Source organism: Nocardia sp. NPDC052316 (assembly GCF_044547795.1).
Classification (GTDB): domain Bacteria; phylum Actinomycetota; class Actinomycetes; order Mycobacteriales; family Mycobacteriaceae; genus Nocardia.
Genome location: NZ_JBIUBB010000002.1, coordinates 398,492 through 420,809, shown reverse-complemented (window position 1 = coordinate 420,809; position 22,318 = coordinate 398,492). Strand labels below are relative to the sequence as shown.

At 67.9% G+C, this 22,318-nt stretch carries 23 protein-coding genes; 12 read left to right on the top strand and 11 right to left on the bottom strand.

All coding sequences use genetic code 11. From position 1 onward, the window contains the following. The first annotated feature begins 496 nt into the window (after window positions 1-496). The 3 genes from ACIHA7_RS08925 (at window position 497) to ACIHA7_RS08915 (ending at window position 3,634) form a co-directional block, all read left to right on the top strand. Window positions 497-1,120 carry a hypothetical protein gene (locus ACIHA7_RS08925; RefSeq protein ID WP_397287238.1) on the top strand — a complete coding sequence of 208 codons (624 nt, stop codon included), beginning with the start codon at window positions 497-499 and terminating at the stop codon, window positions 1,118-1,120. 705 nt (window positions 1,121-1,825) lie between these two features. Then, on the top strand, window positions 1,826-2,365 hold the full coding sequence (locus tag ACIHA7_RS08920; RefSeq protein ID WP_135231323.1) for a hypothetical protein: 540 nt from the start codon (window positions 1,826-1,828) through the stop codon (window positions 2,363-2,365). Between the two features lie 3 nt (window positions 2,366-2,368). After that, window positions 2,369-3,634, top strand: coding sequence for a DUF6545 domain-containing protein (locus ACIHA7_RS08915; protein WP_397287236.1), 1,266 nt, complete (start codon window positions 2,369-2,371; stop codon window positions 3,632-3,634). A gap of 45 nt (window positions 3,635-3,679) precedes the next feature. On the opposite strand, the gene ACIHA7_RS08910 is transcribed toward ACIHA7_RS08915, so the two are convergent. Then, window positions 3,680-5,641: a cutinase family protein gene (locus ACIHA7_RS08910; protein ID WP_397287234.1), complete on the bottom strand. Its 1,962-nt coding sequence runs from the start codon at window positions 5,639-5,641 to the stop codon at window positions 3,680-3,682. A gap of 183 nt (window positions 5,642-5,824) precedes the next feature. Here ACIHA7_RS08910 and ACIHA7_RS08905 point away from each other — a divergent pair, with 183 nt between their 5' ends. Further along, window positions 5,825-6,007, top strand: a complete 183-nt coding sequence (locus ACIHA7_RS08905; RefSeq protein WP_107656983.1) for a hypothetical protein — start codon at window positions 5,825-5,827, stop codon at window positions 6,005-6,007. On the opposite strand, the gene ACIHA7_RS08900 is transcribed toward ACIHA7_RS08905, so the two are convergent. After that, window positions 5,954-7,003 (bottom strand): helix-turn-helix transcriptional regulator, encoded by a 1,050-nt coding sequence (locus tag ACIHA7_RS08900; RefSeq protein ID WP_397287231.1) that lies wholly within the window; start codon window positions 7,001-7,003, stop codon window positions 5,954-5,956. The two genes, ACIHA7_RS08905 and ACIHA7_RS08900, sit on opposite strands and share 54 nt — an antisense overlap. A 122-nt stretch (window positions 7,004-7,125) precedes the next feature. Here ACIHA7_RS08900 and ACIHA7_RS08895 point away from each other — a divergent pair, with 122 nt between their 5' ends. Beyond that, a complete protein-coding gene (locus tag ACIHA7_RS08895) occupies window positions 7,126-7,587 on the top strand; it encodes a VOC family protein (protein WP_397287229.1) in 462 nt (153 codons plus the stop codon). A gap of 5 nt (window positions 7,588-7,592) precedes the next feature. Here the strand turns inward: ACIHA7_RS08895 and ACIHA7_RS08890 are convergent, their stop codons facing one another. The 5 genes from ACIHA7_RS08890 to ACIHA7_RS08870 all read right to left on the bottom strand — a co-directional run bounded on the left by ACIHA7_RS08890 (window position 7,593) and on the right by ACIHA7_RS08870 (window position 11,023). Next, window positions 7,593-7,730, bottom strand: coding sequence for a hypothetical protein (locus ACIHA7_RS08890; RefSeq protein WP_167768709.1), 138 nt, complete (start codon window positions 7,728-7,730; stop codon window positions 7,593-7,595). Window positions 7,731-7,809: 79 nt separating this feature from the next. Continuing rightward, window positions 7,810-9,189 carry an acyl-CoA dehydrogenase family protein gene (locus ACIHA7_RS08885; RefSeq protein WP_397287227.1) on the bottom strand — a complete coding sequence of 460 codons (1,380 nt, stop codon included), beginning with the start codon at window positions 9,187-9,189 and terminating at the stop codon, window positions 7,810-7,812. A 25-nt stretch (window positions 9,190-9,214) separates the two neighbouring features. After that, complete coding sequence (locus ACIHA7_RS08880) at window positions 9,215-9,361, bottom strand: hypothetical protein (protein WP_397287225.1); 147 nt, start codon at window positions 9,359-9,361, stop codon at window positions 9,215-9,217. Between the two features lie 165 nt (window positions 9,362-9,526). Beyond that, window positions 9,527-10,627, bottom strand: a complete 1,101-nt coding sequence (locus tag ACIHA7_RS08875; RefSeq protein ID WP_397287223.1) for a glutamate--cysteine ligase — start codon at window positions 10,625-10,627, stop codon at window positions 9,527-9,529. A 147-nt stretch (window positions 10,628-10,774) separates the two neighbouring features. Further along, on the bottom strand, window positions 10,775-11,023 hold the full coding sequence (locus ACIHA7_RS08870; protein WP_397287221.1) for a CsbD family protein: 249 nt from the start codon (window positions 11,021-11,023) through the stop codon (window positions 10,775-10,777). 162 nt (window positions 11,024-11,185) lie between these two features. On the opposite strand from ACIHA7_RS08870, the gene ACIHA7_RS08865 reads away from it, so the two are divergent. The 3 genes from ACIHA7_RS08865 (at window position 11,186) to ACIHA7_RS08855 (ending at window position 14,972) form a co-directional block, all read left to right on the top strand. Next, on the top strand, window positions 11,186-11,602 hold the full coding sequence (locus ACIHA7_RS08865) for a Fur family transcriptional regulator (RefSeq protein WP_397288696.1): 417 nt from the start codon (window positions 11,186-11,188) through the stop codon (window positions 11,600-11,602). Window positions 11,603-11,637: 35 nt separating this feature from the next. Beyond that, window positions 11,638-13,860 (top strand): catalase/peroxidase HPI, encoded by a 2,223-nt coding sequence (gene katG / locus ACIHA7_RS08860; protein ID WP_397287219.1) that lies wholly within the window; start codon window positions 11,638-11,640, stop codon window positions 13,858-13,860. Between the two features lie 386 nt (window positions 13,861-14,246). Next, entirely contained in the window at window positions 14,247-14,972 is a 726-nt protein-coding gene (locus tag ACIHA7_RS08855; RefSeq protein ID WP_397287217.1) for a phosphoribosyltransferase, read from the top strand. A 228-nt stretch (window positions 14,973-15,200) separates the two neighbouring features. Here the strand turns inward: ACIHA7_RS08855 and ACIHA7_RS08850 are convergent, their stop codons facing one another. After that, complete coding sequence (locus ACIHA7_RS08850; protein WP_397287215.1) at window positions 15,201-15,983, bottom strand: GAF and ANTAR domain-containing protein; 783 nt, start codon at window positions 15,981-15,983, stop codon at window positions 15,201-15,203. Beyond that, window positions 15,965-16,459 (bottom strand): hypothetical protein, encoded by a 495-nt coding sequence (locus ACIHA7_RS08845; RefSeq protein WP_397287213.1) that lies wholly within the window; start codon window positions 16,457-16,459, stop codon window positions 15,965-15,967. The genes ACIHA7_RS08850 and ACIHA7_RS08845 overlap by 19 nt, the downstream gene beginning before the upstream one ends. A 427-nt stretch (window positions 16,460-16,886) precedes the next feature. Here ACIHA7_RS08845 and ACIHA7_RS08840 point away from each other — a divergent pair, with 427 nt between their 5' ends. From ACIHA7_RS08840 to ACIHA7_RS08825, 4 genes are read left to right on the top strand one after another with little or no spacing between them, the layout of a single operon-like run. Further along, window positions 16,887-17,987 (top strand): glycosyltransferase family 4 protein, encoded by a 1,101-nt coding sequence (locus tag ACIHA7_RS08840; protein WP_397287211.1) that lies wholly within the window; start codon window positions 16,887-16,889, stop codon window positions 17,985-17,987. Then, window positions 17,984-19,090, top strand: coding sequence for a glycosyltransferase (locus ACIHA7_RS08835; RefSeq protein ID WP_397287210.1), 1,107 nt, complete (start codon window positions 17,984-17,986; stop codon window positions 19,088-19,090). The genes ACIHA7_RS08840 and ACIHA7_RS08835 overlap by 4 nt, the downstream gene beginning before the upstream one ends. Then, the gene (locus tag ACIHA7_RS08830; RefSeq protein ID WP_397287208.1) at window positions 19,087-20,088 is read left to right on the top strand and encodes a glycosyltransferase; all 1,002 of its coding nucleotides are present in this window, start codon (window positions 19,087-19,089) and stop codon (window positions 20,086-20,088) included. Before ACIHA7_RS08835 ends, ACIHA7_RS08830 begins: the two co-directional genes overlap by 4 nt. Then, the gene (locus ACIHA7_RS08825; protein WP_397287206.1) at window positions 20,085-20,915 is read left to right on the top strand and encodes a glycosyltransferase family 2 protein; all 831 of its coding nucleotides are present in this window, start codon (window positions 20,085-20,087) and stop codon (window positions 20,913-20,915) included. Before ACIHA7_RS08830 ends, ACIHA7_RS08825 begins: the two co-directional genes overlap by 4 nt. On the opposite strand, the gene ACIHA7_RS08820 is transcribed toward ACIHA7_RS08825, so the two are convergent. Further along, complete coding sequence (locus ACIHA7_RS08820; protein WP_397287204.1) at window positions 20,898-21,641, bottom strand: arylmalonate decarboxylase; 744 nt, start codon at window positions 21,639-21,641, stop codon at window positions 20,898-20,900. The two genes, ACIHA7_RS08825 and ACIHA7_RS08820, sit on opposite strands and share 18 nt — an antisense overlap. A gap of 31 nt (window positions 21,642-21,672) precedes the next feature. Next, window positions 21,673-22,242 (bottom strand): TetR-like C-terminal domain-containing protein, encoded by a 570-nt coding sequence (locus ACIHA7_RS08815; protein WP_397287202.1) that lies wholly within the window; start codon window positions 22,240-22,242, stop codon window positions 21,673-21,675. Between the last annotated feature and the right edge of the window lie 76 nt (window positions 22,243-22,318).

Genomic DNA, 22,318 nt, shown 5'->3' with positions numbered 1-22,318 from the left:
CTTTCGGTCGCCGGCCGGGCGGTTGCGCATTCCCGGCCGTTACCGAACCCGGTATCGGCCATATCCCGTCGGCTGCGGCAAGCAGCGGCACCGACATCGTTGGCCGAACTCAATACAACAGAGTGAGCACGCGATCCACGATCGTGCGATGGTCGGCTCGAGCTGAACAGACGCCGAGCATGCGACGCGTCGTGGTCGATGAGCCGGTAGGACTGGTCGGCGCAGGCAGGCATCAGGTCATCGGGAGTAGTTCTCGTCGCGCTGAACGTCCACATGATCGGTGCCCACCTCACGTCAAGTGCCCAGATCCGCACTCATGGACAGAATTTAACGACCACAACCACTCATGTCAATACATCCGTGTGCATCGATGTGCGTCGCAGCGGCCCCGATGCGCATCGTCGTGGACGCTATTCGGGGCCGACACGTGCCGTAAGGGCACGGTCTTACTATTGCGGCACACCGAGACCGAGCTACGCCGCGCCAGGTGTGCATGATGACCAGCTCTGCGCAAACAAGTGGTACGATGCTTCCCATGGGCGACGAATTGGGCGCCAGCGAGACCGTGAAGCGTAATAAAGTCGAGTCGGCTGGACAGCGGTTCGGACGGCAGCTGAAAGCGTTCCGGCAGCGAAATCTTCCTGATGACCTGGTAACACACCAGCTCATCCATGACCTGGGAGGTCCTACGCGGAATGTTCAGTCCCGGATCGAAAGCGGGCAAGTCGACACGATAAGCGCGACCACGGAGGCGAAGTACAACAGAGCACTCGAAGCCCTGGGTTTGCCGGCCGGGAGTGCGACCGCGGCGCTGTATCACGGCGGCACGCTCGTACCGCCCGCCGAGGAGCAGCCCGCCGCACCAGTGGTGGACGACGACGTCGAGAGCGGCGTCAGCGCACTCCAGAATCTGGCCCGCAAACATCGGTCGGTCGTCGATCTCGTCACCGAGCTCGACCGGCTCGGCATCGAACTGAAGCGCGCACGCAGCCACACCGAGGGGTATCAGCTGGTCTTCCCGAAGACCGCGATCGATCGGCTGCTCCAGGCGCTGCAAAATACCGCCGACCCCGGACACCCGGGGCACGAATCCGAGCGAGACGACACCCCGGAGACGTAAGCCTGCGAAGAAGCCGGCCGCGGACGCACGCACCGCGGCTCCCATGCGTTGGATAAGCCCTGGCCAGGCTCCGCTGCCATCGATGTGGCGCGGGGTCCGCCGAAACATGTTCGACAGCAGGATCTTTCGACGTGCGAACGGGTACTGTTCGCCCTTGTGATCATCCGGGCGTTGGCGCCGTCGCCGAAACTGCTGCGCGCGGGCGAGCGCAGCCGCGGGGAACCGAATTCCCGCCTCCCCCTATGTTCGATCTTGCATTGCCGTCCGCCGGTATCCATGCAGGTCACATGCGTAGTTTGCGATTCGTGTCCCAAAAACACCCCCTACCCAGGGCCGCAGCGCCAGGTAGGGTATAGGCGAGCCCGGCAAGCCGATGACGACGAGTCGACGCGTGTCGACATGCCGGCCCCTGAAGACAATTCGGAACAATGGATAACGTCGTGCCCCCGTTGAACCGATGGCTTCAACGAACCGTTGAACTGGATGACTTCGGCGAACGACACCGCGCCGGCGGCAATGAGGCCGCTGTCCGCGTGGTGAGCAAGATCAGATCTCCACAGGTGCTCGGGGGGAGGAAGTCGTGATTGGATACGTTCTCGATTCCACCGGCCTCGACGCGGACGTAACAGCTCGTACCAGCGGTTATGCCGACGAGCCGGACATCACCGACGCGCACCGCCTCGCTCGGACGAGGAGGCAGGTGCGATGTTGAAACTGATCCGGCGCAAAGTCGCCGCCCTCACCTGGAAACCGAGGGGCAAGATCTCCACCCGCGCCCGCCTGCAAGCCGTGGTCGACCGGCTCGAACTGCCCGCGGACTGGACCATCGAAGAGTTCATCGCCTGTGTCGAGCGCATGCGCGGGCGGCGGATCGTGCGCTTACTCCTGCCGACGACCGCGCCGGTCGGGCTCTGCGGACTGTGGTTGGCGTGCAAGGACTACGACGTGATCTTTCTTCGGCAATCCGCCGACCCGGCGGTAGAACTGCACGTAACTTTGCATGAGGTCAGCCATATGTTGCTCGACCACGGACAGGACACGTCGATCTCCGCGGTGGAATGGTCGACACTGACGAGCGGGGTGGCGCTGAATCACGACATCGACCTCACCACGGTCCGCGCAGCGCGCGGAGTATCCAGCTACGCCTCCATCGAGGAGTACGAAGCCGAACTGTTGGCGACCCTGATCGGCTTCCGTGCCAGGACCGTCGGACCACGCCGCGACCCGATGTTGAAGGAGTTGTGACGCATGTGGCCGCACGACAGCCTACCCGCGGGGGTCACCGTCTCAGCGACGTTGTTCATCGTGGTCATCGCCCTGATCCGGCTCTCGCTGACCCTGCACACCTCGGTGTTCGGCCGCATGATCAACATCCTGCTCGGCTTCGACGCGGTAGCGGCCATCCTGCGTGAGCCGCTCTTCGCGCGCCCGATCTCCCGGATCGTCCCCGGCGGCCTGCCCACCGTGTTCGATACCTGGCACTGGCTGACCGTCACGGCCTGGGCCTGCGGACTCGGCATGGCGCTGCTGCACGAGAACGGGCCGGTACGGTACCGGATCCAGTTCAAGGTCGTCATCGGCACGTCCGTGGCGATCGGCCTGGCATTCCTGCTGCTGAGCGCACCCGCCCGAGCCAGCGGGATGTCCTCCATCGCGGAGTACGGCGGTTGGCGCTACGGCGTCTACATCGGACTGTATTCCGCTCTGCCCGTTATCGTTTCGACCTACTACTACGTGCTGAAGACCAGGGGCACGATGTGGCAGACGACCACGCTGCGGGAACGGATCACCGTCGCGGCCCTGGTCATTTTCGGTATCGCCAGCTCGCTGCCCGCATGCTTGATCGCGGTCTCGGTGGCCTTGGACGCCGCCGGAGCGGGCAGCGCGTTCACCGACAACGCGTACAACATGGTGGCCGAGGGATTCGCGACCGGCGAGCCGGGGCTGTTCTTCTTCAGCGCGCTGATCATGGTGTTCTTGCCGTCCTCGGTGCAGGCCGTCGTGCAACTGCTGCGATTGGATCGGGAATCGCGCGCCGCGCGCCGGGTGTACCCGCTGTGGCGGGACCTGACGGCCGCCGCGCCGCAGGTCGTCTTCCAGCTGAAGTGGGCGGACAACTGGAACGTTTCGCCTCAGGAGCGGCTGCACCGCCGCCGGATGGAGATCCACGACGCGGCCGAGATCGTCGCCCGCTACGTGCTGCCGCTGCCCACCGCCGTAGACGAGCTGATCGAGTCCAGCGTCATCGAGGACGACCAGGAGAACATTCGCATGGTCGCCGAGTTGGTGCTCGCGGCCCAGCGGCTCACCGACAACAGCGGCGAACCGGCAGGCGAACCGACCGCCCGTGGCGCCGACGTCCCCGACGAACAGACCCTGCTGCGCTTCTGGGCGCCCGCGAAGTCTCTGTTGCACGCGACCGATCGCACCGCGGAACGCCGAACATCGGTCGGCGCACCGCGATTCACGCCGGGCGCGTTCGAGAGCAGGCAGCCGGGTCAGGTCGTGGGGTAGTCGGCGCGGCGGGGTAACCCGCAGTCCGGCAGCCACTTTCGGGTGTTATTTGACGTGGCCGATCCGCTGGTTCATCCAGTCGCCGAGCCACTGCACCGCGTTGCGACCGGCGCCGTCGACAACCAGGGATCCGTAGTTGACGTGCGCCCCGGACGCGACAAAGTTTGCGGCACTGAGCCCGTCGACGATGAGGTTGACCAGATTGATGTCGTGAAAGCTCGTGATCCGGGTGAGCGGGCCGGTCAGGTCGTCGAGGTCGGGACCCGGCTCCGCGATGGTCCGGGCCGGGGTGTCGGCCCGCCTGCCCAGCACCACCGGCGGCGCCTGCTGCGCCTTGCCGGTCAGCAGATCGACTGTGGCCGCGGCCAAGTCGGCCCCGATCGGCAGCAGGCCGGACAGTGCGACACCCGCGCCGGCCAGGTCGGGCGCCTGCCCCGGCGGCGGCACCAGTTTGGTCAGCACCGACCAGGCGACGTCCTGGATCCGGCCGATGATCTGCACCAGCCGGGTGATGTCGAAGGTGGACAGGATCGAGGTGACCTGCGCCGCGATCTCGGTGAAGCCCTGTGCGTCCGGGATCACCGACAGCACCTGCGAGATCCACTTCAGGTCAACGGTCCCCACGAGTTTCACCAAGGGTTGCAGTTGGTCGTTCAGCTCAGCGGCGACCTGGTTCGCGCCCTCGGCGTCCATCGCGACGATCTTCTGCGGCAGCAGCATGAGGTTGTCGAGAATGCGGGGAAAGTCGAACGTGGTGACGTCGGCGGCGACGTCGAGCGCCTGGTCGACCAGCACGGTTGGTTTGAGCAGCGCGAGGACTCTTGTTGCGGCGCCGAGGGTTTCGGGCGAGGCGGCGGCCAGCGGCGCGACCTCGCGCCGGACCGACTTGGCCGCGGCGCGCAGCGAGCGGGCCTTGGGGGAATTCGGCCGCAGCGTGCCGACGCCGTTGTCCAGCAGTTCGGTCGCGGTGTCGGCGATCGTGGTCATGGCCGCGACGGCGCCCGGCAGGTCCGATTGGTCGAGCTGAGTCAACACCTCCCCCGCGGCGCGCTCGGGGGTACCGGTCGGCGCGGCGACCAGTTGAGCCGTGGCCGCCGGGTTGGCCGCGCCGGAATCGATCAGGTCCACAAGCGGATTGAGGGTGTCCAGCAACTTCTCCGCACTGCCGCGGACCTGGGCCAGATCGACCCCGGCGGGGGCAGCGAGGTTTGCGGTCAGACCGGCCACGGTACCCGCGAGTCCTGGCAGGTCCGCCTTGGAGAAGTCCGAGGTCAGCGCGGCGCCGATCGGGAAATTCGCGTCCGGCGGCGGCGCACCACCGCTGAGTGCCTTGCTCAGGATCGAGCCGAGCGCGCCGAGCAGTGGGTTGGCGCTCTTCTGGATCGAGCAGTACAGGTCCTTCGGGTCGCAGATCGAGGTGACCCGGCCGGAGAGTTTGCCCATGCCCTGCGGCCGAGGGTCGGCGATGCCGGTGCCCGCGGTACCCGGCCCGACGATCGTCTCGCCCGGCGTGCCGGCGCCGGGGTCGGCGAGCAGGCCGACGGCCAGCACGCGATCGGCGGGCACCGGGCCGCGATCGTTGCCGATGGCGGCGGCCAGGTCGCCTGCGGCGTCGGCACCCTGACTGTAGCCATTGATGGTGAATCGCGCTGTGGGGCAGCGGCTTCCGTAGTCCCGCAGCGCGGCGGTCGCGTTCTCCAGCGCGGTGTTCTTGCTGTCGGCGTAGGTGTATCCGTTGTCGAAGGCGCGGGCCATGTATGGCGTGAAATAGATTTCGGACCTCGGGCCCTGCTGGCGTTGGATGGCCTCCGCGATCGGCGCGAGCATGCCGACGGGCCGCGCCGGGTCGGCATCCTCGTCGGTCTCCCAGGTGCCGGGGATGAACAGGTTGAATGTTGCTGCGCACGTGTCTGGTTCGGCGTGCGCCACGGCGGTGACGCCGGACGAACCCACGGCAACGCCGACGGTCACCAGCGTGGTGACCACATAGCGCTTGGACGAACGCATCACTGACTCCTGCACACGGTCTCTCGGCTGGGCGATCCGGACCACGGTAAAACAAATTCCCGAACCGTGAATTGTCCGCAGGGTCGTTCTTAATGTCGTTAAGAAGTTCTTCGAGAATTCCGGAACAGCAATGGTTGCGCGGACGAACAGTGGGTAATTCCTTGGCATTACAGGAGGTTCACCATGATGGCCATTGCCGCCGCTGTCGCGTTCGGGCTCGCATTGCTGTTCGATCTGACCGATGCCACCCTCGGTGACGAGATCACCGCAGGCACCCTCACCACCCTCGGACTGCTGCTCGTCGCACTGCACCTAGCCGGCGTCGGCACCGGGGCGCGTTCGTGGAACTGGCGGCGGCGTCGCTGAACCCTTCGACACCGAGCCCTTCGACACCGGGCCTGGCTCGGTACCGGCCGCGCGTAGTCGCCGCGCGAAGGTGTGGCAGCGCGCCGCCAGCTCCGGCGGGTCGAGTACCTCGAAGTCGTGTCCGAGCAGGAGCACGTGCATGAGCACGAAGTCGAGGCTGGCGGCGCCGCTGATCAGCTCGCAGTGTTCGTCGCCGCGTGGATGCACTACGGCCGCCGACGCCGGAACCTGCGCTCGCACAGTGTCGGCCGCCGCGTGCACCAGAAAGCGGGCCTGGTGTGCGTACACCCGGCTCGCCACGCCCTCCTGCACGTAGGTCGCCGCATCCGGGACGGCGCGCGGACGGAACCGCCAGGTGCGGGCGGCCACGTCGGTCATCCGGTCGACGCGGAAGGTGCGCCAGTCGGCGCGGTCGAGGTCGTAGGCGAGCAGATACCAGCGCCGGTCCGAGGCGACCAGCCGATAGGGCTCGACTCGCCGCCGTCGCGTCCGGCCCCCGGACGGATAGTCGAAGCCGGCCTCGACCTCGTCCCGGCAGGCGCGGGCCAACGTCATCAGGGCCTCGGAATCGACTCGCGGATAACCGATGTCGAACGACTCCACGGCTGCGGCCAGCGCACGCACTTCGTGTCGCAGCCGAGTGGGCAGCACCCGATCAAGTTTGGTCAACGCCCGCAGCGTGGCATCGCCCGCGCCGGTGACCGCGCCACCCGCGCCGACGAGCAGTGACACCGCGGTGGCTATCGCTTCCTCGTCGTCGAGCAGCAGTGGCGGCAGGTCCTGTCCAGGACCGAGTTGGTAACCACCGCCGACACCCTGGTCGGCGTGCACCGGATAGCCGAGCGCACGCAGCCGTTCGACATCGCGCCGGACCGTGCGCGCTGTGACGCCGAGTCGCGCGGCGAGTTCGGGACCGGTCCACACCGGTCGCTGTTGCAGCAGGCCGAGCAACGTCAGCACCCGCTCGGTCGTCCCCCGCTCGGCATCGCCTGCCATCCGCACTCCCCCAGCCTGTCCGCAATAGCGGACCGATTCTGTCCGCTAGGGGTGTCAGGATAGTCGCGTGGAGGCAGACACCTTCGCTTGGAACCAGAACCGACCCTGAACGGAGCGACCCGATGAGCCGCCAGATCCAGATCACCTTCGACGCGCACGACCCGCGGGCACTGTCGACCTTCTGGCGCGACGCGCTCGGTTACGTCCACCCCGGGCCACCCGGGGTGGAGCTGCCCGCCGATGCCGACCCGCTGGCGGCCTGGGACGAGTTCCTCGCGCGGGTCGGGGTGCCGCCGGAGCAGCGCAATACCCGATCGGCCATCGAGGATCCGGACGGGCAGGGCCCGCGAGTGTTCTTCCAGCAGGTGCCGGAGGACAAGGTAGCCAAGAACCGCGTCCATCTCGATGTCCGCGCGGCACCCGGGTTGCAGGGTGCGCAGCGAATGGCGGCGCTGGAGGCGGCATGCGATCGGCTGGTCGCGCTGGGCGCGAAGCGGGTTCAGCGCCACGACCCCGAACCGCCGCTCGAGGCGGGCCACATCGTGATGACCGACCCCGAGGGCAACGAATTCTGCCTGGACTGAGCGACTCAGTACGGGATGGCGGCGGTGAGGGTGTAGTTGAGGACGAGGGCGCCGAGCACGATCAGCAACAGCAGCGTCAAGAGCACGCCGGGGACATTGTCGATGAGGGCGGGTTCGTTCGGGCGGGTGCGCGACACTGCCATGAGCAAGGACCTCCGGTAGTCGGGCGGGATGTGTCTTCGCGATTCCCGCTTCCGCGGATATCAAACGGTGTTTACCTAGTCAGCGGGGCGGGCGCAGGATCTTCAGCGCGGCCTTGAGGATGGGCCCCGGGACGTGGTCGCGCATGCTCAGCGCCGAGGCCGCCGCCCTGCCGCGCACCTCGGTGCCGCGGCCGAACATCTTGTTCAGCGGCCCACCCGAGGGCTCCAGGTCGACGTGCAGCGGCGGTCTGCCGTCGACCGCGCCGAGCGCGTGCGAGATGACGATGCGCTGGATCTCGCTGGTGCCTTCGAAGATGGTGTACAGCTTGGCATCTCGGTACCACTTCTCCACCGGGTGGTCGGTGATGTACCCCCAGCCGCCCATGGTTTGGATGGCGCGTTCGGTGGTTCTGACGGCGACCTCGCTGGCGGCGAGCTTCGCCATCGAGCCTTCACCGCGCTCGAAGGGCACCCCGTTGGCCGCCATCCAGGACGCCCGCCAGGTCAGCAGCCGCGCGGCGTCGATCTGGGTGGCCAGGTCGGCGATGGGGAACGAGACGCCTTGATTGTCGATGATCGGCGCGCCGAATGCTTCGCGCCGATTCGCATAGGTTGTCATGTATTCCAAAGCGGCCCTGGCAATGCCGAGCGCCTGCGCGGCCACCATCGGGCGGGTCTGCTCGAAAGTACCGAGCGTCACCGAACCCGATCGGCCGCCGTCGCGGGCCGCCTCGCGCCGCTTGGCGAGCACGTGTTCGAGCTTCTCCATGCCACCTAGCAAGTTGTCGGCGGGCACGCGCACGTTGTCGAACTTCAATTCCGCGGTGTGCGAGGCGCGGCAACCCAGTTTGTCCAACTTGCGAACCAGCTGCAAACCCGGTGTGCCGCCCGGAACTACGAACAGCGCTTGCCCGCGATGCCCCAGTTCCTCGTCCACCACGGCGTTCACCACGTGCACGTCGGCGATGCCGCCGTTGCCGATCCACATCTTGTGGCCGTCGATGATCCAGTCGTCCCCGTCGCGGACGGCCCTGGTGCGCAGGTTGCGCACATCGCTGCCGCCCTCGGGCTCGGAGATGGCGAGCGCGGCAAGCTTCAAATCCCCTGGCGTACCGAAACATTCAGGCGCCCACTGCAACATCTGCTCCGGTGTGGCGGCCTGGCCGATGGCCGACAGGGCCAGCGCGGGCATCACGATCGCCAACCCGATACCCGCGCAGCCCCAGAACAGCTCCTCCATGAACATCGGCAGCGAAAGGCCGGTGGGGTCGCCGATGAGATCGCGATAGAACAGCGGGCTGTAGAACCCCCGCTCGGCGGCCTCTTCGAGGACCGGCCACGGGAACTCCTGGGCCTGGTCGTAGTGCTGCGCCACCGGCCTGATGCAGTCCTGCGCGAACTCGTGTGCCCGCTTGGCCAGGTCGTGCTGGGCCGCGGTGGGGGTCAGATCGAAAGCCATGACTAGACCTCGGTAATCGACACCATCATGATCGGTCGGCCTCGCCCCCACCAGCCGCCCGCTGCGCCTCCGCCAATTCCCCACGCAGCCGGTCTGCGGTGGCCTTGTCGTCAGCGTCTTCGGCCGTGGTGATGTCCTGCTTGAGCTGCGCGATAACGTCCTGGTTGGTCATGAATTCTCCCGTCTACGTGGCGATCGGAGGCGCTGGAGCACCCGGATCGCCGGGTCGATTCCGATCCGTGCAGTGAGCCGGAAGCATCCGTCTCTACTGGGTGGTAACCGGCGTCGCCCGGCCCAAACACCCTGAGTCTGCGGCCCGGCGCGCCCGCCGCCACGGTCACTGACAACCTTCCAGTGTCGCGGTCGCGAGTTCGGCTGTGACGTCGGTGATTTCACCACGGGTGCGCAGGGCGCGCAGCTGGCGGCGGGCGCCGTTGCCGCGCTGCGACAACTCGGCGAGGGTGTCGGTCACGAACGGGTACGCGCCGAGCTCGTCGAGGGCAGATCGGGTGTGTTCGACCAGTCCGGCGATCAACGTGCGGACGGGCGCGACGCGGCGGGTGCGCGGGTCGAGACCCTCCCCGTCGAGGCCGGAGCGCGCGGCGTTCCAGTAGGCGGCGCGGAGCACCTCCGCGGGTACGTCAGGTGCGGTGCGGCCCTCCTCGATGGCGGCAAGTGCGGTCAGCACGGTGGCCCGGACCAGGGTGGCCAGCAACGCGGTTTCGGCAACCGTGGCGGGGACGTCACTCACCCGAACCTCAACGGTCGGAAAGGATTCCGACGGACGGACGTCCCAGTAGACCATTTTCCGGTCCATGATGCTGCCGCTGGACAGCATCATCTCGACCATGCTCTCGTAGTCGTCCAGCGAGTCGAAGTACGGCGGCGGGCCAGCGCTCGGCCACCGCCGCCACAGGATGCTGCGCCAGCTGGCATACCCGGTCTCCGAGCCGCGGTAGATGGACGAATTCGCGGTCATTGCCAGATACACCGGCAACCAGGGCCGCAGGTGGTTGCTGACCTGCACCGCGATCTCGCGGTCCGGGACCGCCACGTGCACATGGCAACCGGACAGCCCCTGCTCACGGGCGATCATCCCGAATTCGCGCGCGATGCGCTGATAGCGGGGTGTTTCGGTGATCGGATACTGCTCGGGCACGGTGGGTGGCACCGCGACGGCGAGCAGGCGGGCACCGTTGCGCTCGGCGCAGGCCGCGACGTCACGGCGCAGTTGGCCGAGTTCCTTCAGCAGCGCCGCGGTGTCCGAGTGCACCCCCGTGCTGGTCTCTACCTGACAACTGGTCAGTTCGAGCTGCAACTGCACCCCGACGTCCTCGGCGGTGCGGGCCACTTCGATGTTCTTCGGGACGGGGGCGCCGGTGTCCGGATCGGCCAGCAAGAATTCCTCTTCGACACCGACCGTCGCTGGAGTTTCCATGCTCGGGAAGATGCCCGCCGAGCGACCGGGCAAACAGTGTGCTTCCGTCCGCCCGCGGCGCATTGCCGACCCAGCCCCCCGAAGACCCGAAAACGGCTGGTAGACAGGCGAATCCGCCTGTCTGCCAGCCGCGTGTGCGCGTACCCGCTATTGACCGTCGTGCTGATGGCTCGCTTGCCTGGCCTCGTCGACGTTGGCTTCGGCGCGCGCCTTCTCGGCAGCCGCCTCCTTGGCCGCGGCTTCCCGTTCGGACTCGGCCTTGTCCTGTTGGGCTCGGCCCTCGCCCTTCAGGTTCTCGTCGCCGGTGACGACGCCGGCCGCCTCCTTGGCCTTGCCCTTCACGTCCTCGACGACACCTTCGACACCCTCGCGGGGCCCGCTTCCCTGCTCCGACACAGCAATAACCTCCGACCGATCCGACGAACGACTGACATTCGGCGCGTACCCGGTATCGGCCGCCCCAATCCGGTCGATCCTCGATCGCGAAACAAATGCTTGACTCATTCCAGAAAAGGGACAAGACTCTCCGACGTGACGACGGCCACAGAGTTCCAGCAGATGTTGCGGGAAGTCTCGCTGCGCGTGACAGCTCCCCGCGTCGCGGTGCTGACCGCGGTGCACGACCATCCGCACGCCGACACCGACTCGATCATTCGCGCGGTGCGCGCGCAGCTGGCGACGGTGTCGCACCAGGCGGTGTACGACTCGTTGCACACGCTCACCGCCGCAGGTCTGCTCCGCTGCATCCAGCCGTCGCGCTCGGTGTCGCGGTACGAGACGCGGGTCGGCGACAACCACCACCACGTGGTGTGCCGCAACTGCGGGGCCATCGCCGATGTCGACTGCGCCGTCGGCGAGGCACCGTGCTTGACCGCCTCCGACGACCACGGCTACTCGATCGACGAGGCCGAGGTCATCTACTGGGGTCTGTGCCCCGATTGCTCGGCGTCACCGACCGCCTTACCCCGCCCCTGACCACAGCCCAGATAACTCGATCAGGAAGGAATTCTGTGTCATCCGAAAGCCGTCCGCCCACTCCGGACACCGAAACTCGAAGCGCGAGCGAGAGTGAGAACCCGGCGATTCCGTCGCCGACCGTCAAGGAGGGTCGTCCGCACACCAACAAGGACTGGTGGCCGGAGCAGATCGATGTTTCGGTGCTGCACGCCCACTCCTCCAAGTCCAACCCGCTGGGTGCGGACTTCGACTACCCCACAGAATTCAAGAAGCTCGACGTCGACGCGCTGAAGGCCGACGTCGCCGCGGTGCTGACCAATTCGCAGGACTGGTGGCCCGCCGACTACGGCCACTACGGCGGCCTGTTCATCCGGATGAGCTGGCACGCGGCGGGCACCTACCGCATCGCCGACGGCCGCGGCGGCGGCGGGCAGGGCGCGCAGCGCTTCGCGCCGCTGAACAGCTGGCCCGACAACGCGAACCTGGACAAGGCGCGCCGCCTGCTGTGGCCGGTCAAGCAGAAGTACGGCAACAAGATCTCCTGGGCCGACCTGCTGGTGTTCGCGGGCAATGTGGCCCTGGAGTCGATGGGGTTCCAGACCTTCGGCTTCGGCTTCGGCCGCCCCGACATCTGGGAGCCCGAAGAGGTGTTCTGGGGACCGGAGGACACCTGGCTCGGCGACGAGCGCTACAGCGGCGACCGTGAGCTGTCCGGCCCGCTCGGCGCCGTGCAGATGGGCCTGATCTACGTGAACCCGGAGGGCCCCAACGGTCAGCCGGATCCGGTGGCCTCGGCGCGCGACATCCGAGAGACGTTCGGCCGCATGGCAATGAACGACGAGGAGACCGCCGCGCTGATCGTCGGCGGGCACAGCTTCGGCAAGACGCACGGCGCGGGCAACGCCGACCTGGTCGGCCCCGAGCCCGAGGCCGCCCCGCTCGAGCAGCAGGGCCTCGGCTGGAAGAGCGCCCACGGCAGCGGCAAGGCCGGGGACGCCATCACCAGCGGGCTGGAGGTCGTCTGGACCTCGACCCCGACCAGGTGGAGCAACGGCTTCCTGCAGAACCTCTACGGCCACGAGTGGGAGCTGACCAAGAGCCCCGCAGGCGCGTGGCAGTGGACGGCGAAGGACGCCGAGGCGACCATCCCGGATCCGTTCGACGGTCCCGCCCGCAAGCCGACCATGCTGACCTCGGACCTGGCCCTGCGCGAGGATCCGATCTACCGGGAGATCACCAGCCGCTGGCTGGAGCACCCCGAGGAGCTGGCCGAGGCCTTCGCCAAGGCATGGTACAAACTGCTGCACCGCGACATGGGACCGGTCAGCCGCTACCTCGGACCGTGGGTGCCCGAACCGCAGATCTGGCAGGATCCGGTACCCGACGTCGATCACGAGCTCATCGACGAGCAGGACATCGCGGCGCTGAAGAGCAAGGTCCTCGAGTCCGGGCTCTCGGTCGCGCAGCTGGTGAAGACCGCGTGGGCCTCGGCGGCCAGCTTCCGCAGCACCGACAAGCGCGGCGGCGCCAACGGTGCCCGGATTCGGCTGGAGCCGCAGAAGAACTGGGAGGTCAACGAGCCCGCCGAGCTGGCCAAGGTGCTGCCGGTGCTCGAGCAGATCCAGCAGGACTTCAACGGTTCGGCGACCGGCGGCAAGAAGGTCTCGCTGGCCGACCTGATCGTGCTCGCCGGATCCGCGGCGGTCGAGAAGGCCGCCAAGGACGCGGGCCACGACGTCACGGTGCCGTTCGCGCCGGGCCGCACGGACGCCTCGCAGGAGAGCACCGATGTGGAGTCGTTCGCGGTGCTCGAACCGCGCGCCGACGGTTTCCGCAACTATGTGCGGGCAGGCGAGAAGGCGCCGCTGGAGCGGCTGCTGCTCGATCGCGCGTACATGCTCGACGTGACCGCGCCGGAACTGACGGTGCTGATCGGTGGCCTGCGTGCGCTCGGCGCCAACTACGGCGGCACCGAGCACGGCGTGTTCACCGAGCGGCCGGGCGTGCTGACGACCGACTTCTTCGTCAACCTGCTCGACCAGAACACCGAATGGAAGGCCGCCGACTCGGCGGAGAACGTCTACGTGGGTGTCGACCGGTCCTCCGGTCAGACGAAGTGGACCGCCACCGCCAATGATCTTGTCTTCGGGTCACATTCGGTGTTGCGCGCGGTCGCCGAGGTGTACGCCCAGCAGGACGCGGAGGCGAAGTTCGTGAACGACTTCGTCGCGGCGTGGGTCAAGGTGGTCGACAACGATCGCTTCGATCTCGCCTGATCTGTAGTCGAGTCCAGGCCGGTCCCTTTCCGGGGCCGGCCTGGATATTTTTGTGCGCCTGAAGCTTTGGGCGCAGAACTCCGACGTCGTGGTTGCTGCCGAACCGGGGCCGTCGAGATCGATAGGCCTGGCGTGCATACCGGCAACCCGTCAGCCCACCGGGCTCGGACCGAGAGGACATACCGGACACGCTCGCGGCAGCCGCCTTTCACCTGCCCGAACGTGCTGCCGCCGCGTGAATGCGTGCCAGCCGACCCGATTTTCGCCGTTTCCCGGCAAATGTTGTGAAACATGTTTGTCCACCCGGTTGCGCGGCGTAGAGTTCGGTGCTGTTTCCGAGTCCCGAAGAGTGGCTTACCCCCTGTAACGCCGGACTTGGGAGCACTATGTCTTTTCTCGATCGTCGTGCGGCAGGCCGCCGACTCGCGCAGCAACTGCGGCATTTACGCGGCCACGATGTGGTACTGCTCGGCGTCGGCAACGGCGGCGTCGTGGTCGCCCACGAGGTGGCCGGCGCGTTGCGGGCACGGTGGGATATCGCGATCGTCTGCGAACTGACGGTCCCGTACCAGCCGTGGCTGGTGTTCGGCGCCCTCGGCGAGCACGACGCGCGCGTGCTGGATGAGGAGATCATCGCCCGCGCGCTCGTTTCGTATCCCGAACAGCTCGCGGTGCAACGCGAGGCGCGCGAACGGTTGCGGCACACCGTCACTCGCTACCGCGGCGAATGCGGCGCGATCGCTCTCGACGGCGCCACCGCGGTCGTCGTCACCGACGGGGTGACCTCTGCGGCCCCCGCCCGGGCCGGGGTCGCGATCGCGCGGGCCCGCGGTGCGCGACGGGTCGTGGTGGCCGCGCCGCTCGGTTCTCCGCGCGTGCTGCGTGCGCTGCGCGGTGTCGCCGACGACATCGTCTGCCTGGAAACGCCGGCTATGTCCTGGTCGATCCGGCCGTGGTACCGCGAGTTGCCCGAGGTCACCGAGGCGGAGGTGATGGCTCTGCTGAATCAGCGGCACGCCGGTTTCCGGCCTGTTCGCGAGGAAAACGGCCGTGCGCGCGGCGAATCCATGTCCGCCGGGCTACCGCGGGCGGGCGGCGAGCCGACTGCCTGAGCCACACTCCGACGAGGGTAAGGAGGTGAAGACATGCAGGCATTGCTGCGGCCGGGCCCCGACGGGGCGGCCGACAACGAGGACACCCAGCACGACGCACCGTGAGTACCTCATGAAAGCTGTAGGGTTACCGTCGATTTCGCCGCACTGCAAGCAATATCAGACGTCGGCGGAGGGGCCGGCGCCCCGACGTTTACTGCGGTAGCGTCGGGGCATGGCACACGGTTTTCACCGGAGACGCTGTGCACCCGTCCGTTGACCCGGCGGCACGGGCGGCCGTCCGGATTCGTTGAAATGCAGGTCCTCGGGATCGGCGCCGGTACAGCTGCGAATGACGTCGGCGGCGACGACCGCCAGTTTGGTATTGCGCCGCTGCGAGACATCGCGCAGGACCGTCACGGCGGCCGAGCGGGTGCAGCGCTCGCGACCCATGATGATGCCCAACGCCTGGTCGATCACCGACCGCGAGGCCAGCGCCGCACGCAGCTGCTCACTCAACTCCGCTTGCCGCGCGGCGGCGGTCGCCGCCGAGACGACCGCGGCGATGATCGTGATCAATTGACGGGCCCGCCGATCGAACGCGTGCGGGATCGCGGAGTAGAAATTCAGCGCGACGATCGGGGGGCCGTCTGCGATCAACGGCTCACAGTGCAGGGACCGGATGCCCTCGGCCAGCATTTCCGCACGACACTCTGCCCAGCGCCGCTCGGCGCCGATATCGGGAACCGACACCGGCGCAGCGGTATCCAGGGCTTCCAGGCCAGGACCACGCCCGCTTCGTTGCTGAGCTTCCTCGATCCGCGCCACGGGCGCATCGGTGGCGGCTACCAGTTGGACGTGTTCACCCATTCTCAACGTGACACCGGCCATCGGTTGCTCGGGCACCATCCGGGCGGCGATGGTGGCGACCTGATCCCACGCCTGCTCGATATCGCGCGCCGCGACCAGCGTCCGGGTCAGCTCCGTCAGGCCCGTCGCGAGGTCGTCGGTTATCAGATCATGGTCGGCCATCGCTGCACACCCCCTACGAGCTTGTTTCGCACGCCCTTTCGTCTTGCCCCACCTGGGGTAGATCTAACTCGTTCTTTATAACATCGACTAGATAACCTACATTCCCAGACACAGATTTTTTGTAGCACTGCGATAAAAGGAGTGCAAGAGATCAAGGCGGGCAGCCGCATCGGTGCCGCTGCGGTCATCGAGTAGGACCACCGCAGCGTCCGTCGCTGCGCACCTTCGATCCGGTTGCGGTTGCCCCGCAGGGGCAGGCGTCGCGCGACGATATCGGCGGCCACGGCCGTGCGGGAACGCCGCTGCGCATAAGCGCAGGCGCGCAACCGATCCAGTCCTTCGTCGGAAGGCACCGCCAGCTGCACCGCAACCATGCCCGCGGCGATGTACACCTCGGTGCGCGAGAACTCAACCTCGGCCGCCGCACGCTCTTCGAGTTCGCTGAGTTCGACGGCCGGCTCGACGCTGCAATTCATCTATCTGCTGAGCGGGGGCATAGCGGAGTTCTCTTGCCTGCGAGGGCGAGCTCAGCACCGCCACCGCAGCACCGTCCGCCCCCGTCAGCCGCACCGCGGTCGCGCACAAGGTGCCGATGCCGGTGAACAGGGAGCCGCTGTCGACGCCATGGCGGAAGCCGCCACCGGAGCTGCTGCCCTCGACTCTGGTCTCGATTCCCGCCGAGGCGATGGCGCCGACGTCCGCGAAAACAGGATGCCCGCAACGGCCGACAACGCACGATACGCGGCTGTGGATCGGGCCGGGTTTGGGGTCCGACGGCCAGGGTAGGTCCGGAGGACGCGGTTCATGATCAGTGAAAGGTGGGTTCGGCATGCAGATCGAGCGAGGTAGTCGGCTGATTCGCCACCAGGGAGACGGCCCCGCGACATCCGGACGGCAGCCGAGATGACCCGGACCGTCACCGGTAACGCATCGCTCGCCGCGCCGCGTCGCACACTGCGCATCGCCTCGGTGCCCGCATCCCACGTCTACGTCCGGCACCTGTCCCCCGTCGATCAGGCCGACCGGGTGGTGCGGCTGCCCGACCCTCGGCCCGCTGACGGGCGCACCGTGCCGGGTGGGTGGTGGCCGCCGGTCATGCTCGACCCGCAATGGATCCGCCGCCACCAGCACCAATTCGACGTCTTCCATATCCATTTCGGCTTCGACGCGGTCGAGCCCGAGGTGCTGGCGGACATCGTCGGCGAGCTACGCGAGCACGGCAAGCCGCTGATCTACACGGCGCACGATCTGCGAAATCCGCACCAACCCGACCCTCGCGGGCATCGAGAACAGTTGGCCGTCCTGGTCCCCGCCGCCGACGAAGTGATCACGTTGACACCGGGTGCGGCGGCGGAGCTCGAAAGGCATTGGGGCCGAACACCGCAAGTCCTGAGCCATCCACATGTCGTGCAGCGCAAACTGATCGAGACACCCCGCTCCGTCGAACAGTTCGTGCTCGGTGTGCACGCGAAAAGCTTGCGCGCCAACATGGATCCCCTGCCGGTGCTGGAGGTCCTCGCCGAGACGATCCGCAGTCTGCCCGGCGCGGTGCTGCGGATCGATGTGCACGACGAACTGTTCGAGCCGGGCAACCACTGGTACGACCCGGACACCGGCGCGGCCTTGGTCGACTTCGGCCGCCGGCCCGGTGTCGACGTTCGAGTGCACGAGTACTTCACCGATGCACAACTGTGGCAGTACCTTTCCTCGCTGTCGGCCTCGTTGCTGCCGTATCGGTTCGGCACCCACTCCGGCTGGCTGGAAGCCTGTTACGACCTCGGCACCGCCGTCATCGCGCCGAGCTGTGGCTTCTACCACCAGCAGCGGCCGTGCGCGGTCTTCGGTTTCGACGAGACGCACTTCGATGCCGAGTCGCTGGATCGCGCGGTCCGCGCGGTCTACCACGATCGGGCGCCGCGGGCCGATTGGCCGACGCGGCGGGCCGAGCGCACCGAACTCGCTGCGGCACACCGCGGTATCTATGAACGGGTGCTGGCGCGATGAGCACCGAACAACTCTCCATCGCCTTGCTGGCCTCGAATCGGCATCCGATCCGGCAACCGTTCGCCGGCGGGCTGGAGGCACACGTGTGGCATCTGGCGCGTGCGCTGCAATCCCGCGGTCACCGCGTGACGCTGTTCGCCGCCGACGGCAGCGATCAGGACGCGGCGGAGGCGACATTACGGGTGCGCGCCTTCAGCCCGAGCGCCACGGCGAGCACCGATTCCTCGATGCCACCGCGGCAGTTCCTCGCCGATCACCACGCGTACCTGACGGTGATGACCGATCTCAGCGCGACCGCACCGACCTCGTTCGACGTGGTGCACAATCACAGCCTGCACTACCTGCCCGTGGCGATGGCACCGATTCTCGGCGTGCCGATGCTCACCACCCTGCACACGCCCCCGACGCCATGGCTGGAGTCGGCCCTCGATGTCAGCAAAGGCATCGGTTCCGCGTTCGTCGCGGTCAGCAGGTATACCGCCCAGTCCTGGGCGCACGTGGTGCGCGGAGTCGACGTGGTGCCCAACGGCATCGACCTGTCCGCATGGCCGACCGGGCCGGGCGGTGCCGACCTGGTGTGGTTCGGGCGGCTCACCCCGGAGAAGGGTGCGCATCTGGCCATCGCGGCCGCGCGCCGCACCGGACGGCGGCTGCACCTCGCGGGGCCGGTCAGCGACGCACAGTACTTCCGCGAGAGCATCGAACCCCGGCTCGGCCGGGAGACGGTCTACCACGGCCATCTGGATCAGGCGGCGCTCGCGCGGCTCGTCGGGTCCTGCGCGGCCGCGCTGGTCACCCCGCTGTGGGACGAGCCGTACGGGCTGGTCGTCGCCGAGGCACTCGCCTGCGGCACCCCGGTCGCGGCGTTCGCGCGCGGCGGCATCCCGGAGATCGTGGAGCCGGACTGCGGCAGGCTGGTCACGCCCGGTGACGTCGGCGCGTTGGCCGAGGGCGCGGCGCAGGCCGCCACGCTCTCCCGCGCGCACGCACGGAGCCGGGCCGCGACCTCCTGCGGTCTGGACGCGATGGTGGCGGCGTACCTGGAGCGCTACCACCAGCTCATCGCCACCGCGTCCACCGCAACGCACCGGGGCGCGGCATGATCGGCTACTACATTCACCATCACGGCGCCGGGCACCTCATCCGCGCGCTGAGCATCTGCGCCGAACTCGACAGTCCCGTCACCGCTTTGACCTCCCTGCCGATCGAGGACGACACCGCGTTCGCTCGCGTCGTCGCGCTCCCCGCCGACAACGCGGCACCCGTCGTCACCGATCCCACCGCCTTCGGCGCGTTGCACTGGGTGCCCAAAGCCGATGCGGGACTGCGTGATCGGATGGCCGAGATCGCGCGGTGGATCGCCGCCGAGCAGCCCGACGCGCTCGTGGTGGACGTGTCGGTGGAGGTCGCGTTGCTGGCCAGGCTGCACGGCGTCCCCGTGCTCACCATGGCGCTGCCCGGCACCCGCACCGATGCCCCGCACGAACTGGTGCACCGGATCGCCGATGGTCTGCTTGCCGCGTGGCCGCGTGCGGTGTACGAGCCGCGCTGGCTGCGCCCCTATGCGCACAAGACCCACTACGTCGGCGGCATAAGCAGATTCGCGGGACGGACACCGCTGCCTCGGCATGGCGGGGCCGGTCGGCCGACCGTGCTGGTGCTCGCCGGTGCGGGCGGGAGCTCCTTCACTCCGGCGATGATTCGCGAATGCGCCGATCGCCATCCGCAATACCGTTGGCGGACGGCAGGTATCGACGATTGGGTCGATGATCTCTGGCCACGGCTGTGTGCCGCGGATGTCGTCATCTCGCATGCCGGACAGGGCACCGTCGCCGATATCGCCGCCGCTGGCAAAGCCGCGATTCTGATCCCGGCGGATCGGCCGTTCGATGAACAGCACGACACCGCAACCGCTCTCGCGGCGGCGGGGATGGCGGTAACCGCCGAGACCTGCCCGGCGGTCGAGGAGTGGCCAGGTTTGATCGAAGCGGCCCGGCGGCTGGACACCGGCCGGTGGCGGCGGTGGGACACCCACAGTGCCGCGGCCCGCGCCGCCGCTGTGATCAACCGGATCGCCACCGGCACCAGGACCGCCGCGTGAGGACCGCCGTCATCACCGTGGCGGCGCGCCGAAACGCGCACCTGCGCAATCAGATTCGCGGACTGGCCATGAGCTCACGGCCGCCGGAGGAGCACGTGGTGGTGGCCATGGGCGACCAGGAGACCATGGCGCTCGCCGAGCAGCACCACGCGCACGGCGTCTGGATGGACGTGCGCGACGCGCGTTTGCCATTGGCCGCCGCCCGCAATCTCGGCGCACGGACCGCCATCGCCCGTGGCGCCGAACTCCTGGTGTTTCTCGACGTGGACTGCATTCCCGATCCGGCCATGATCGATCGGTACCGGAGCCTGGCGACCGCCGAGCCATTGCTGCTGTGCGGACCGGTGACCTATCTGCCGCCTGCGCCGCCGGGCGGATACCACCTGCCCACCCTGCCCCAGCACCGTGACCCACACCCCGCGCGACCGGACCCGCCCGCGGGCACCTATTTCGACAACAGCGATTTCGACCTGTTCTGGTCGCTGTCGTTCGCACTCACCGCCGATACCTGGCGTCGCATCGGCGGCTTCTGCACGCGTTACCGGGGTTACGGGGGCGAAGACACCGACTTCGCATACAAGGCCGCCGCCATCGGTGCCCGGCTGCGCTGGGCCGGCGGTGCCGACGCTTACCACCAGCACCATCCCGTCTCGGATCCGCCGATCGAGCACCTCGCCGATATTCTCAGCAATGCCACGGTCTTTCACCGCCGTTGGGGGCGCTGGCCGATGCTCGGGTGGCTGGAAAGCTTCGCCGCCTCGGGGCACATCGCCTACGACCCGGCGACCCGGACATGGCACCCACTGGTCTCAGTGTTCGCGCAGTAGCTGTCCGGCGCCCTCGACACGATCGTCGAGGCCGTGCTCGCGCAGCGCGTGCCACAGGGTGGCGGCGTTGATGGCGACGACCGGCTTGCCGAGTTCGTGTTCGAGCTGCTCGGCCTGGGCGACGAAGGACAGGTTGGTGCCGACCTGAACGATGACCTCGACGTCGGGCCCGTCGATCGACGCGACGGTCGCGCGTATTCGGTCGGCGTCGACGCGGGCGATGTCCGGTGCGGTGGGACAGCGCAGGCCGGTGATCGCGGCGACGTCGAAGCCTGCCTCGGTGAAGAACCGGCCGACCTCGATGTCGGCGATCGGCTGGTACGGCGAGAAGACCGCGATCCGACGGCAGCCCAGTGCGCGCAGGGCGGCCCGGCAGGAGCTCGCGCCGGTGGTCACCGGCAATCCGGTGCGCTCGCGCAGGCGCTGCTCGAAGGCCGCGTTGCCCGCGACGCCGCCCCAGAACGTCTCGGCGGACATGCCCATGACCATTCGATCGGGTTCGGCGGTCAGCACATCGCGTACCGCGGTATCGATGGAGGCGCGGATCTGGCCGAGCAGCGCCTGGAAGTCCGCGTCGCTGCCCATCACCGGGTTCGGGATGTACATCGATCCGGCGCGGTAGGCGATGCCGGGTAGCCCGGCCCGCCAATAGTCGTGTTCGACAACGGTGTTCGTGCTCGGCACGATCACCCCGAAGACGGCGCGGTAGCCGACGGCATTGGTCATCTGCGTATTTCCTTGGCGTGCGGTGGGTTTGTCAGCGAATCGGGTCGGCGATCCGGGTCAGCGCATCGTCGACGGCGCGGTGGGCTCGCTGCCGATCGACGGCTCGGTCCAGCAGCAGCGCGTCCACGAGCAGCGGCGAGACGATCGCCGTGGCCGCCTCCTCGATGTCGGACTCGGCATCGAGGCCGAGCGCGCGGATCGACCGATGCACGGGGGCGAACAGGTCGAGCACATAGCGCCGGCGCAAAGGCGCGCACTCCGGATCGGTGGACGAGGCGGTGACCAGCGCGCGCAGGAAGGCCGCAACGGGCTTGTCGCGCAGTCGATCACAGAGCAGGTCCACTTCCGCGTGCAGGTCTGCCACCGGGTCGCCGGTCGGCCGCGCCGCCGGGTGCGGGGCGACGGAGATGAGGGCGGCGAGGACGTCCCTCGGGGTCGGCCAGTGCCGGTAGATGGTGGTGCGGGCCACGCCGGTGACGGTGTGCAGCCGCTGCGGCGTCAATGCGGTCCCGCCCTCGGTCAGCAGCAGATCCAAGGCGGCGGTCAGCACGATCTCTTCGGTGTCCGCGGCGGGGCCTGCGGGGCGTCCTGGCTTGCTCACGCAATAAACGATACATCTTGTTTTGCTTATTGATAAGCAGTACATTCCGTATCGGAATTACCGCTCGTCCCAGGAG